Annotated in this window: 12 protein-coding genes and 1 tRNA gene; 4 read left to right on the top strand and 9 right to left on the bottom strand. The window is 58.8% G+C overall.

Annotation, left to right across the window (positions count from 1 at the left end):
• Nucleotides 1-302 precede the first annotated feature (302 nt).
• From guaA to NYP16_RS10110, 7 genes are all read right to left on the bottom strand, one after another.
• Entirely contained in the window at nucleotides 303-1,850 is a 1,548-nt protein-coding gene (gene guaA, locus NYP16_RS10140) for a glutamine-hydrolyzing GMP synthase (protein WP_274944021.1), read from the bottom strand.
• Between the two features lie 60 nt (nucleotides 1,851-1,910).
• Nucleotides 1,911-2,333 carry an META domain-containing protein gene (locus tag NYP16_RS10135; RefSeq protein WP_274944020.1) on the bottom strand — a complete coding sequence of 141 codons (423 nt, stop codon included), beginning with the start codon at nucleotides 2,331-2,333 and terminating at the stop codon, nucleotides 1,911-1,913.
• Nucleotides 2,334-2,478: 145 nt separating this feature from the next.
• Nucleotides 2,479-2,685 (bottom strand): cold-shock protein, encoded by a 207-nt coding sequence (locus tag NYP16_RS10130; RefSeq protein WP_274944019.1) that lies wholly within the window; start codon nucleotides 2,683-2,685, stop codon nucleotides 2,479-2,481.
• Between the two features lie 169 nt (nucleotides 2,686-2,854).
• A complete protein-coding gene (locus NYP16_RS10125; RefSeq protein WP_274944018.1) occupies nucleotides 2,855-4,159 on the bottom strand; it encodes an RsmB/NOP family class I SAM-dependent RNA methyltransferase in 1,305 nt (434 codons plus the stop codon).
• The gene (gene guaB / locus NYP16_RS10120) at nucleotides 4,156-5,616 is read right to left on the bottom strand and encodes an IMP dehydrogenase (protein WP_274944017.1); all 1,461 of its coding nucleotides are present in this window, start codon (nucleotides 5,614-5,616) and stop codon (nucleotides 4,156-4,158) included. Before guaB ends, NYP16_RS10125 begins: the two co-directional genes overlap by 4 nt.
• A gap of 448 nt (nucleotides 5,617-6,064) precedes the next feature.
• Nucleotides 6,065-6,793, bottom strand: coding sequence for an RlmE family RNA methyltransferase (locus NYP16_RS10115; RefSeq protein WP_274944016.1), 729 nt, complete (start codon nucleotides 6,791-6,793; stop codon nucleotides 6,065-6,067).
• Entirely contained in the window at nucleotides 6,783-7,832 is a 1,050-nt protein-coding gene (locus tag NYP16_RS10110) for a Ppx/GppA phosphatase family protein (protein WP_274944015.1), read from the bottom strand. Before NYP16_RS10110 ends, NYP16_RS10115 begins: the two co-directional genes overlap by 11 nt.
• Before the next feature lie 328 nt (nucleotides 7,833-8,160).
• Here NYP16_RS10110 and NYP16_RS10105 point away from each other — a divergent pair.
• Nucleotides 8,161-8,234: transfer RNA gene (locus NYP16_RS10105), tRNA-Gln, on the top strand.
• Between the two features lie 69 nt (nucleotides 8,235-8,303).
• On the opposite strand, the gene NYP16_RS10100 is transcribed toward NYP16_RS10105, so the two are convergent.
• Nucleotides 8,304-8,933 carry a glutathione S-transferase gene (locus tag NYP16_RS10100; RefSeq protein WP_274944014.1) on the bottom strand — a complete coding sequence of 210 codons (630 nt, stop codon included), beginning with the start codon at nucleotides 8,931-8,933 and terminating at the stop codon, nucleotides 8,304-8,306.
• Complete coding sequence (trhO, locus tag NYP16_RS10095) at nucleotides 8,926-9,879, bottom strand: oxygen-dependent tRNA uridine(34) hydroxylase TrhO (protein ID WP_274944013.1); 954 nt, start codon at nucleotides 9,877-9,879, stop codon at nucleotides 8,926-8,928. Before trhO ends, NYP16_RS10100 begins: the two co-directional genes overlap by 8 nt.
• 471 nt (nucleotides 9,880-10,350) lie before the next feature.
• Between trhO and cysP the strand changes: the two genes are divergently transcribed.
• The 3 genes from cysP to cysW all read left to right on the top strand — a co-directional run bounded on the left by cysP (nucleotide 10,351) and on the right by cysW (nucleotide 13,102).
• A complete protein-coding gene (gene cysP, locus NYP16_RS10090) occupies nucleotides 10,351-11,379 on the top strand; it encodes a thiosulfate ABC transporter substrate-binding protein CysP (protein WP_274944012.1) in 1,029 nt (342 codons plus the stop codon).
• Between the two features lie 71 nt (nucleotides 11,380-11,450).
• Entirely contained in the window at nucleotides 11,451-12,272 is an 822-nt protein-coding gene (cysT, locus tag NYP16_RS10085) for a sulfate ABC transporter permease subunit CysT (RefSeq protein ID WP_274944011.1), read from the top strand.
• Entirely contained in the window at nucleotides 12,272-13,102 is an 831-nt protein-coding gene (gene cysW / locus NYP16_RS10080) for a sulfate ABC transporter permease subunit CysW (RefSeq protein ID WP_274944010.1), read from the top strand. The genes cysT and cysW overlap by 1 nt, the downstream gene beginning before the upstream one ends.
• The last annotated feature ends 2 nt before the right edge of the window (nucleotides 13,103-13,104 follow it).

Below are 13,104 nucleotides of genomic sequence, written 5' to 3'. Positions count from 1 at the left end.
GGAACTCTCTCCAACGCCCAAACCGCATGCGGCCGACCATCAGACTTGCTGACAATCAGACATCGAGGCGGCCAACTGATCACCCTGACGGCTGTGTCTTGCAGATTGTGATTGCGAGATTGCAGGGCGGCCTTGAGCCAGTGGGGGCGGCGTAAGGAAGATGGGCCCCACTCAACGGGATCAGTGAGGGGGCGGCACGCGGGAGTGCACGTGATCGTCACAGCCTAAATAAAAAAGCACCGTCACGAGCCTCAATGGCCGTGACGGTGCTTTAAAAATTTATTCAACCAAATGGGGTTAAATCATTCCCACTCGATTGTTCCCGGCGGCTTTGACGTCACGTCATACACGACACGGTTGATGCCACGCACGTTGTTGATGATGCGGGTGGCCACGCGGGCGATGAAGGCGTGCTCGTAGGGGTAGGATTCGGCGGTCATGCCGTCGGTTGAGGTGACCGCACGGAGCGCGCAGACATATTCATAAGTGCGGGCGTCGCCCATGACGCCGACCGTGCGCACTGGCAGCAGCACCGCGAAGGCCTGCCAGATCTGATCGTACAGACCAGCGGCGCGGATTTCCTCAAGGTAAATGGCGTCGGCCTTCCTCAGGATATCCAGTTTTTCGCGGGTGATCTCGCCCGGAATGCGGATGGCAAGGCCTGGGCCCGGGAACGGATGGCGGCCGATGAAATGTTGCGGCAGGCCGAGTTCGCGGCCAAGCAGCCGGACTTCGTCCTTGAACAGCTCCCGCAGCGGCTCGACGAGCTTCATGTTCATGCGCTCGGGCAAGCCGCCCACGTTATGATGCGACTTGATGGTGACCGACGGCCCGCCGACAAAGGACACCGATTCGATTACATCCGGATAGAGCGTGCCCTGAGCCAGGAAATCGGCGCCGCCGATGCTCTTGGCTTCTTCTTCGAACACTTCGATAAAGCTTGCGCCGATGATCTTGCGCTTCTTCTCGGGGTCCGAGACGCCGTCGAGACGGCCGAGGAACATATCGCTCACATCCTTATGGATGAGATTGATCTTGTAATGATTGCGGAACAGCGAGACCACCTCGTCGGCCTCTCCATGACGCATCAGACCGTGATCGACGAACACGCAGGTCAGCTGATCGCCGATGGCCTCATGCAGCAGAACCGCCACGACCGAAGAATCAACCCCGCCCGACAGCCCACAGATCACCCGGCCCGTGCCCACCTGCTTGCGAACGGCGGCAATGGCCGTCTCGCGGAAAGCGGCCATGGTCCAATCGCCCTTGGCGCCACAGATATTCAGCACGAAATTGGCCAGAAGCCTGGCCCCGTCCGGGGTATGCACGACCTCCGGATGGAACTGCACGCCATAGATGCGCTTGTCATCGTTGGCGATGGCGGCATAGGGCGCATTTTCGCTGACGCCGACGACCTTGAAACCGTCCGGCAACCGCAGCACGCGGTCGCCATGGCTCATCCACACCTGGGCCTTGTCACCCTTGGCCCAGACGCCGTCGAACAGCGCGCAGGGTTCCTTGATGTCAACTTCCGCCCGGCCGAATTCGCGTTCGTCAGAGCCTTCGACCGCGCCGCCCATCTGGGCGCAGATGGTCTGCTGGCCGTAACAAATCCCAAGAATCGGGACGCCGTAGCTGAACACCGCCTCCGGCGCGCGGGGCGTATCCATCTGCGTAACCGACGCCGGTCCCCCCGACAGGATGATCCCGGCGGGCTTGAAGCTGTCGAGAACGTCAGCGGCCTTGTTGAAAGGCACGATTTCGGAATAGACCCCCGCTTCGCGAACGCGGCGGGCGATCAACTGGGTGACTTGGGAACCAAAGTCAATAATAAGGATGCGATCTGTCATGGGCGGGACATTACCGCCAGCAAAATCCCATGTCCAGAAGCCTCTTATGCCTGTTCACATTTACTTCGCTTCAGCGCGGAAGCGGATTGCCTGTCCCGTCCCGGTCTTAAGCACCAATGCGCCGTCACTGGTCTGTTCATAGGCCGTGACCTGATTGAGAATGGCAAGGAAGCGGTCTTCCTGATCCATGACCGCTGGCGGACAGGCCATTTTGGTCATCCCCATATGACTGAAGCTCAGGGTGAAGCCGTCGCGCGTATAGCCGCCGAAATATCTGTTGCAGCTCGCCTGCCCAGCCAAACGGCCGTCGGCCATGAATTGCAGCGTGGCCTGGGAATGATCAACGATTCCCTGCCCGCCGATATCCTCGGCCATCCAGATCGTATCCTGCAGGGGCAGAGGCTTGCTGTGATGACTGTCCGTCGACTTGCAGGCCGTCAGACCAATGAGACAAAGGCTTGCAGCAATGAGCATGACGCGCATGACGATATCTCCTTGAACCAGAGCCCTCAGTATGTCCGATTCCCCGCCGTTGTCACCCCGGCAGAGTCGCCTGAAAGCAAAACGCCCCCACCATCAAAGATGGCAGGGGCGTTTCGGAAATCGGTCAAACCGTTAAGGCAGAGCCCTAGAGGATGACGAGATTTTCGGCAGACTGCTTGCCATTGCGGCCGGTCACGAGGTCATAAGAAACCTTTTGACCGTCGTTGAGGCCGCGCAGACCGGCGCGCTCAACGGCCGAAATGTGAACGAAAGCATCTTGAGACCCGTCGTCCGGCTGAATGAATCCATACCCCTTGGTGGAGTTGAACCATTTCACAGTTCCAGTAGCCATATTCATAACCTTTGATCAAAAAAAACCCGCACACCCAAATTTAAGGCGTGCGGCCGCCTACGGTTCACAATGCCAGGAGCAACTTATCCAGTCCGGAAAGTTCCACGTCCAGAGTTCAGAATACGCCGAACGACTGCAAAACCAGTTTAATTTATATCGGATAAACCAGTCACTTTGCAAGGACAGCGAGAACGGCAACAAAAAACCCATCCGTGCCATTTTGCCCCGGAGAAAGACTAAGCGTTTTCAATGCGTTATCTTTTTGCTCCAAACCCTCTCCCCAGATCGACCGATAGTCGAGCAAAAGAAAATCGGGACGCCGTGATAGAAAAGCCGCAATCCTGTCATCGTTTTCTGCTGCCAAAAGGGAACAGGTCATATAGACAAGATGACCGCCCGGCTTGACCAGCGAGGCCCCTTCATCAAGCAGGGCATCCTGAACCCGGGTCAGCTCATCCAGCCGCTCAGGCGTCAGCCGCCAGCGCAACTCAGGGCTGCGCCGCCAGGTTCCGGACCCGGAACAGGGCACATCCAGCACCACACGATCCATGCCCCCAAGCAACGGCTTGAGCTGAGTCGCCCGGCCCTCTCCGCCCATGGGCAACTGGTGCGCCTGAATATTGCGGGCATCAGCCCGCCTCATACGATCGCGCAGATTGCCAAGACGGCGGCTGTCGGTATCAAAAGCATGGACCTGCCCGGTATTTTTCATGGCCGCCGCAAGCGCCAGAGTCTTGCCGCCCGCGCCCGCGCAAAGGTCCGCCACCTGTAGTTTCGGCCGCGCATCCACAAGACGCACACCGATTTGCGAGGCTTCGTCCTGCACCTCGACCCAGCCGTCACGAATAAGCGACAGGGTATCGAGTCGCGGCGCGCCCTCTACCAGGATAGAATCAGGCAGATAGCGACCGCGCGTTGCTGTGATGTTTTCGGCCGCAAGGGCCTTCAAGGTGGCCTCAACATTAGTGCGGAGGCTGTTGACCCGCAGCGTCAAAGGCGCCCGCCCCTGCAAAGCCGTAAGCTCGGCGGCAAAGGACTCGCCGAATCGCTGCCGCAAGGGCTCTTCAAGCCAGGCCGGGCATTCGAGCGCGATCGCCTCGGGAATCGGGCCCAAAGCCGGAATTTGCGCGGCCAGAGCCGTTTCTTCATCATCGAGGGGCAGCGGCGCATGGCCTTGCCCGGTGAAAATCGCGGCAAAATCCGTGTCGGCCGTGCGGGCAAGATGAGCAATCATCAGATGCCGCCCGGTGACCACAGCCTGAGCCGCCTCAAGCAACCAGACAAGCGCGCCCCGCGACCGCAGAATCGCATAAACGCCGTCACTGATGGCGGCGCGGTCTTTCGATCCGGCATACCGGCGCGCGGCAAAAGCCTGACGCAGGATGACATCGGCCGCGGCTCCGTTGTCACGAAGGGCGGCCTCGATATCGCTGATGATCTCAATAACCGCTTGAGTGCGGGCCGCCGGGATCATTGACCGGGATAATTTGGTGATTCGCGGGTGATCGTCACGTCATGGACATGGCTTTCACGCAGACCCGCGTTGGTAATCCGCACGAAATCGGCCTTTTCCGCCATTTCCGTGATGGTGGCTGCGCCAACATAACCCATGGATGCGCGAAGCCCGCCCACCAGCTGATGAATGACCGTCCCGACCGCGCCCTTGAACGGCACCTGGCCTTCGACCCCCTCGGGGACCAGCTTCAGGGTGTCCTTGACCTCGGCCTGGAAATAGCGATCCGCCGAACCGCGTGCCATCGCACCGACCGAGCCCATGCCGCGATAGGATTTGTAAGACCGCCCCTGATAGAGGAATACTTCGCCTGGAGCTTCTTCGGTCCCGGCGAGCAGCGAGCCGACCATGACGGCCGAAGCCCCGGCAGCAATGGCTTTGGCGATATCGCCCGAAGTGCGGAGACCGCCGTCGGCGATGACCGGAATGCCTTCCTTGGCGCAGACTGCAACAGCGTCCATGACAGCCGTCAACTGCGGCACGCCCACACCGGCGACAATGCGCGTGGTGCAGATGGACCCGGGGCCGATACCGACCTTCACCCCATCAACGCCCGCATCCATAAGCGCCTGAGCGCCCGAGGCCGTTGCCACATTGCCGGCAATCAGGCGCACATTGTTGGAAATGGCCTTGATGCGTCTCACTTGTTCCAGAACCCGGGCCTGATGGCCATGCGCGGTATCAAGCACCAACAGATCAACCCCGGCCGCCAGCAGCAGTTCCGAGCGGATATAGCCGTCATCGCCAACCGTGGTCGCCGCCGCCACACGCAAGCGTCCGGTTTCATCCTTGCAGGCGTTCGGGTTCAGACGGGCCTTTTCCATGTCCTTGACCGTGATCAGCCCGGTGCAGCTGTAATTGTCATCAACCACCAGCAGCTTTTCGATACGGTGCTTATGGAGCAACCGCCGCGCCTCATCATGGCTGACGCCGTCCTTGACGGTGACCAGATTTTCGCTGGTCATCAGCTCACGCACAGGCTGATCCATGTTGGCGGCAAAGCGCACATCGCGGTTGGTCAGGATCCCGGCAAGCTTGCCGCTGCCGGTTTCCACCACCGGAATACCGGAAATGCTGTAACGCGACATAAGATCAAAAGCATCGCGGAGCGGCTGATCCGGGTGAATGGTCACCGGATTGACCACCATGCCGGATTCGAACTTTTTGACCCGGGTGACTTCCTCGGCCTGCTGTTCGGGCGACATATTGCGATGCACGACGCCGATCCCACCGGCCTGAGCCATGGCGATCGCCAGTCGGGATTCGGTCACTGTGTCCATGGCGGCGGAAATCAGCGGAATATTGAGTTCGAGATCCTTTGTGATCCGAGTCCGCACGTCGACCTGAGCAGGCATTACGCTCGACGCGCCAGGAACGAGGAGAACATCATCAAAGGTGAAGGCTTCGCGAATGGCCATGACACCACCTTACGTCAAAAAGAGAAGCGGGGGAGCTGAAAATTGGCGCGGACTATGCCACGCTTGTATCGATAAAGCTACCGCTTAACATAAGCTTTTCATAAGCGACTCTCATAGCAGACTTCCGCCCGTATGGGCAAAGAAGACTTTGGAAAGATTTCGGGCTGGGTGGCTCAAATTTGTCATTGCCGGGCTTGACCCGGCAATCCAGCTTTTCGCCGCTCAAGCGGCTGCCCCGTGGATTACCGGGTCAAGCCCGGTAATGACAAAAAGACGGAAGCCGTTAATCCGCTTGTAGCCTTTCAAGTGAATTCGTCGCTTATCCCCCCCAAAAACTTGTCATTGCCGGGCTTGACCCGGCAATCCAGCTTTTCGCCGCTCAAGCGGCTGCCCCGTGGATTACCGGGTCAAGCCCGGTAATGACAGTATTGTTTGAATGGCTGCGCCGTTACTCGGGATTATCCAAGTCAGCCCCGCGAAATCCCTGAGCGATCACATACATTTCCGTCGAGCCCTGACGACTGGCCGGTGGCTTGATATGTTTTACAGTGCGGAAATGACGTTTCATGGCAGTCAGAAGATCGCCTTCGGTGCCACCACGCAATACCTTGGCAAGATAAGTGCCGCCCGGCGCAAGAACCCGGCAGGCAAAATAATACCCCGCCTCAACCAGCGCCATGGTGCGGATATGGTCGGTCTGTTTATGCCCGGTGGTCGCCGCCGCCATATCCGACAGCACAATATCAGCCGGACCATTCAAAAGCGCGATCAACCGGTCTTCGGCGTCGGGTGCCAGAAAATCGAGCTGGATGAATTCGGCACCATTGATCGGCGTCACCTCCAGAAGATCGATGCCCACAACCCGCGCATTGGGACAGACTTCGGCCACGACCTGTGCCCACCCCCCCGGCGCCGCGCCAAGATCGACGACCCGTTGCGCGCCTTTGAGAAAACCAAATTTCTCGTTCATCTCAATCAGCTTATAGGCCGCACGCGAGCGATAGCCCTCGCGCTGAGCCGCCGCCACATAGGGATCGTTCAACTGACGTTGCAGCCAGCGCGCCGAGGAGGTCGAACGCCGCCGCGCCGTTTTGACACGCACCTTCGGCCCGCGTCCGATGCTGCGGGGGTCGACGCGCCCGCCTTTGTCACCGCCGCCAGCGCCACTATTCGACATTTACCTGCTCCTGATTGGACGCCCTGAGATCAGTGCGCCCGAATGGCTTGCCTGTTCGCAAATCATGCTGAGCCGCCTGCATCAGCTCGATCAGCATGCCTTCGCGGATACCGCGATCGGCCACACTGATCCGCGGCACCGCCCATATACTGAGGATCGCATCGAGAATAGCGCAGCCCGCCACGATAAGTTCGGCACGATCCGTACCCACGCATTTATTGGCGGCCCGTGTTTGATAATCCTGCCCGGCAAGCTTCTGACAGAGCGCCGCAAGCGCCTCGCTGTCAACCGATGCACCGTCCACCTGCGTGCGATCATAGCGCGGCAGATCAAGATGAACACTGGTCAGCGTGGTGATGGTGCCGGAGGTGCCGATCATCTGCACCCCGCCCTTTTTGATGGCGAAGCTCAGATTATAGCGCTTGTCGAACGGGATCAGACGCTCGCGCACGGCATCGACCATGGCCCGGTAGCTTTCCGGCGTGACATCGTTATTGCCCATGAAAATCTCGGACATATTGACGACGCCAAGCGGCATGGACATCCAACCGAGAATTTTCGGCTGGCCCTTCGGCATGATGGTGGTCCAGATCAGCTCGGTAGAGCCGCCGCCGATATCGAACACAATGGCCCGCCGTACCCCGCGATCCAGCAGCGCCTGACAGCCCATGACCGCAAGCCGCGCTTCTTCGGCGGGGGGAATGATATCAAGTTCGATGCCGGTTTCACGCACGACGCGCTCAACAAAATCATCGCAATTCATGGCCTGACGGCAAGCCTGAGTCGCCACATTGCGCATATGAGTGACGCCGCGCTCGCGCATTTTGCGGGCGCAGATCCTGAGCGCCTCCACAGTGCGATCAATGGCTTCCTCGGACAGGCGGCCACTGGCAGCCACCCCTTCGCCAAGGCGGACGATGCGGGAAAAGGCATCAATGACCCGAAAGCTTTTACCCTGTGGGCGCGCGACCAGGAGACGGCAATTATTCGTGCCAAGGTCCAACGCGCTCAGAACCGGTTGACCGGATTGAGGTGGCATTTTGTCTCTTCTAGCAGCCCCGCCCCCCCGGCCCGGACCGCGCTCATTCTCAGGGCGCGCGGACATCGTTGAGGAGCCGGACGGCTTCTCTGCTAATCTGTGAGGCTTCATCGTCTCAAACAGGAACTCGAAAGAATCTGTATCTTGTGGCCATCCTATCCGATGACCTGCCCGATGGAAACCTCTTTGCCAAAGCCCCCCGGAACCGCCTGCTATGAACACGCAAATCAGCCTCTTGACTTCATTCGGACGATTTCGCATAAAGGCCGCGTTGCGCCGCACTGGCGCTGCCTTTCGGTCCTTACCACATCGGAACGGCATACCGGATTGGGGAATAGTTTAGTGGTAGAACTCCGGATTCTGACTCCGGCAGCCGTGGTTCGAATCCACGTTCCCCAGCCAGTTTTACCTGAATAATCAAACCGTTATCATCTGCGCCGACCATGCTTTGCACGCCCTGATTGGCTCTGATCAGGGGAAAAACGGCTCGTCTTGGCCCGACTTCCAAGGGGCATATTTGCCCATGACGGCCTGAAACAAAGGCGCGGCCAACTGCGTGGCGAGCCAGGTTTGCAGGGGTTTCATGGGCAATTCATCAAACCAGACCCGGTCCACTTCGGCGAATTGGCGGACGAAGGGGAAGATGGCCATATCAGCCAGCGATCTCTGCTCCCCGGCAAGAAAGGGATGCTGTTCAAGCAGCCCGTTCAGGCGCGTGAGAAACCCGATCCCCTCCGCCCGGTAAGGCAGAGGGTCGGCAAGGTCATAGCGGGACGGATATTTATAACGATCAAGACTGGCCTTGAACGGACCATCGTTCTCGGCAATCAAGCCGCCATCACTTGGCGCAAGCCAGTCTTCCGGATCCTGTCGCCCAAGCGCCCATGTCATAATGGCGAGGCTTTCATCAATCACCTGCCCGTCGGCGGTCACCAGCACCGGCACGGTACCTTTCGGAGATACCGCCAGCATCTCGGCCGGTTTATTTTTCAGCGCCACCTCACGCAGGCGGCAGCTTGTGGCGCTCACGGCCAGCGCCAGACGCGCCCGCATGGCATAGGGGCAACGCCGGAAGCTATAAAGGATCGGCAGGTCAGTCATGGCCCGCATCATCGGCCGCATAGCGTGCGCCCACATGAGCCTCGCCGCGTTTGTCTGCCGCCTCCACCTGACGTTGACGTTCGGCATAGCGGGCACGCTGGTCATCATCGCGCTCGGCATGGCAATGGCGGCAGCTGATGCCCTCCACATATTGCGGGGCCTGTTTGTCTTCCGCGCTCAGAGGCAGGCGGCAGGCATGGCAGATGTCATAACTGCCGAGCGTCAGGCCATGGCCCACCGACACCCGTTGATCGAACACGAAACATTCGCCTTCCCACAGGCTGTCTTCGGCTGGGACGGCTTCCAGATATTTGAGAATGCCGCCACGCAGATGAAACACCTCGCCCAGCCCTTCGGAACGCAGGAAAGCCGTCGATTTTTCACAGCGAATGCCCCCGGTGCAGAACATCGCAATTTTGGGCGGTGCCGACGGATCCGGCAGTTTGGCGCGAAAATCCCGGAACCAATCCGGAAACTCGCCGAAGCTTTTGGTTTCCGGGTTGACCGCGCCCTTGAAGCTGCCGATCCCAACCTCGTAATCATTGCGGGTGTCGATAACGATCACACCGGGGTCGCTGATGAGCGCGTTCCAGTCGGCCGGATCAATATAAGTGCCCACATGATACACCGGGTCGATATCCGGCACGCCCATGGTGACAATCTCTTTTTTGAGCCGCACCTTCATGCGGTAAAAAGGCATCTCCGCCGCCGTAGATTCCTTATGCTCCAGATCCGCACAGCCCGGCAACGCCCGGATCGCCGCCAGCACGCTGTCGATGCCGTCGCGGGTTCCGGCGATGGTGCCGTTGATGCCTTCGCCGGCGAGCAATAATGTCCCCTTGACCCCGGCTGAGTCACAGACGGCCTGCAAGGGAGCGCGCAAAGCCGCCACATCCGTGAAGCGCGTGAATTTATAAAGGGCGGCAACAACCAGCGGGGTCGTCATCGGGTAGTCCTCAAATTGGCTCATGGGGATCTATATACTGTCCCTCGCGGTAAAAGCCCATATGCTTGTGGTTGGGCATAGTCATTGCCGGGCATGACCCAGCAATCCATCGAGTTTCTTTACTGTCATTGCCGGGCTTGACCCGGCAATCCATCTGGCCTCCGCTCTGCCGGTTGAACCATGGATTGCCGGGTCAAGCCCGGCAATGACAGATAAATGACAGATAATTGTCCGCAACGACAATTCGCAGTCGTCATCGCGAGCCGCGAAAGCGGCGTGGCGATCCAGAGCTTGGGCCAAGCCTCGGACGGCGGTAGAATCTGGATTGCTTCGGCTTTGCCTCGCAATGACGCTCACCGCCGATCACAGTTATTTTACACTACAAATTTGATAGGGATTGTATTTTACACTATGCTGCCGCCCGTACTGTAGAATAGACTGCCGATCAGCCCGCTCATCAGGATGACCGCTATGAAGAAAATACTGCTTGGCCTTGTGGCCGCCGCTGTTCTGACCGCATCGCCCATAGGCCAGGCCATGGCCGCCGCGGATGCTGCCAAGGAACCGACCAGTATCCTCAACGTCTCCTATGATGTTTCACGGGAACTGTTTGCTAAACTCAATCCGGTGTTTGCCGCCGAGTGGAAGGCGAAAACCGGGAAAACCATTGATGTCAAACAATCCCATGGCGGATCGTCCAAGCAGGCGCGGGCTGTGCTCGAAGGACTACCGGCCGATGTGGTGACCTTCAATCAGGTCACCGATATTCAGGTTCTGCATGACAGAGGCAATCTGGTGGCCGCCGACTGGCAGCAGAAATTCCCCAACAACAGCTCGCCTTATTATTCCTTGCCGGTGTTTCTGGTTCGCGCCGGCAACCCCAAGAAAATCAAGGATTGGGGAGATCTGACCGGCAAGGGCGTGCAGGTGATTTTCCCAAATCCCAAAACCTCGGGCAACGCGCGCTATACCTATCTGGCCGCGACCGCTTATGCCTATGAGAAATTCGGTGGCGATAACGAAAAATCCCGCACCTTCATGAAATCCTTCCTCGGCAATGTGCCGGTGTTCGATACCGGCGGACGCGCCGCCACCACGACCTTTGTGGATCGTGCCATCGGCGACGTGCTCATAACCTTCGAAGCCGAAGTGCAAAGCATCCGTCGAGAATTCCCCGACCGTAAATTCGAAGTCGTAGTGCCGTCCGTCAGCCTTCAGGCCGAATTCCCGGTGGCAGTCGTCGACAAGGTGGTCGATCGCCGCGGTTCGCGCGCTGTGGCCACCGCCTATCTCACTTTCCTCTATAGCGACAAGGCTCAGACCATTCTGGCCGAAAATTACAACCGCGTGAACAACCCCGCCGTCGCCCAGCGCTTTGCCAAACAATTCCCGCCGGTGCGGCTGGTGACCGTGGACAAGATTTTCGGCGGCTGGAAAAAGGCCACTCAGGATCACTTCGCGGAAGGCGGCATCCTTGATCAGGTCTTTGTGAACCGCTAAAAACAGGGTAATCGGCACCCGGCAGGCTGTCACGGCTTGCCGGGTGTTTCCGTGAGAATGGGCGTTGAATAATGGCAAAACGGGTGCTTCCCGGATTTACACTGACCATGGGATGCAGCTTGCTTTATCTCGCCTGCATCGTGTTGTTGCCTTTGGCCGCGCTGGTGATGAAGGCTGCCAGCATCGATCTCAATCAGTTCTGGGCCATGGTCAGCGGACCACGCGCCGTCGCCTCCTACCGCGTGACGGTGATGGCGGCTTTTTACGCCACCATATTCAATGCCATCTTTGGGCTGTTGATGGCCTGGATTCTGGTGCGCTATGACTTCCCCGGCCGCCGCCTTGTCGATGCCTTGATGGATCTGCCCTTTGCCTTGCCAACCGCGGTCGCAGGTATTGCCTTGACGGCGCTTTTTGCGTCGAACGGCTGGTTTGGGCAACTGCTCACCCCGCTTGGCATCAAGGTGGCCTATACGCCGCTTGGCATCAGCCTGGCCATGGCCTTCACCAGCATTCCCTTTGTGGTGCGGAGCGTACAGCCGGTTCTGGAAGACATGGGCCATGAGATGGAACAGGCCGCCCAGTCCCTTGGCGCGAGCGACGCCACCATTTTCCGCCGCATCATTTTCCCGCTGTTGTTTCCGGCTTTCCTTGCCGGGTCTTCGCTGGCTTTTGCCCGCAGTCTGGGTGAATTCGGGGCTGTGATTTTTATCGCCGGAAATCTACCCATGAAAACCGAGGTAACGACGCTGCTTGCCTTCATCCGGCTTGAGGAATTCGATTATCCGGCCGTCGCCGCCATCGCCACCGTGATGCTGCTCGCGGCGTTTCTGTTGTTGCTGGTGACCAACAGCATTCAGGCCTGGCACCTTCGCTACACGGATCGCGGCTGATGGCTCACGCGAGCTCGGTTCGGAAAGTTGGCGATACGCCGCTGGTGCGCCGTCTGTTGATCGGCATCGGGCTGCTGCTGACCGGAATTTTTCTGGTGGCCCCTGTCGCGCTCATTTTCATGCAGGCTTTCAGTGCTGGATTTGACACTTACCGTGACAATATTCTCCATGCGGACACGCTGCATGCGATCCGGCTCACGGTGCTGGTGGCTGTTGTCGTTGTGCCGATCAATGTGCTGTTTGGCATTTGCGCGGCCTGGCTTCTGACCAAATATAGCTTTCCCGGCAAAAAACTGCTGATCACCCTGATCGAGCTGCCATTTTCCATATCGCCGGTGATCGCCGGGGTGATTTATCTGTTTCTCTATGGCGATCAGGGATTACTGGGTCCATGGCTGCGTGAGCATGATATGCAGATCATGTTCAGCTTGCCGGCGATTTTCCTGGTCAGCCTGTTTGTGACCTGCCCCTTCGTCGCCCGCGAACTGATCCCGCTCATGCAGACGCAAGGCTCGGACGAGGAAGAAGCCGCCATCAGTTTGGGCGCGGGCGGCTTCATAACCTTCCTCAAGGTGACGCTCCCCAATATCCGCTGGGCGCTTTTGTATGGGACGATCCTCTGCAACGCCCGCGTCATGGGGGAGTTCGGGGCGGTGTCCGTCGTCTCCGGCAGTATTCGCGGCGAAACCAACACCCTGCCCTTGCAGATCGAGCTTTTATATAACGACTATAACGCGGTCGGGGCCTTTGCCGCCGCCTCGACCCTGACCCTGATCGCCGTGCTCACGCTGGTTCTGAAAACCATATTCGACCGCAAACGCCAGGCCTGACC

Origin of the sequence: Govania unica (genome assembly GCF_027920805.1) — a bacterium.
Taxonomy (GTDB): domain Bacteria; phylum Pseudomonadota; class Alphaproteobacteria; order Sphingomonadales; family Govanellaceae; genus Govanella; species Govanella unica.
This window is presented reverse-complemented; position numbering and strand designations above follow the sequence as displayed.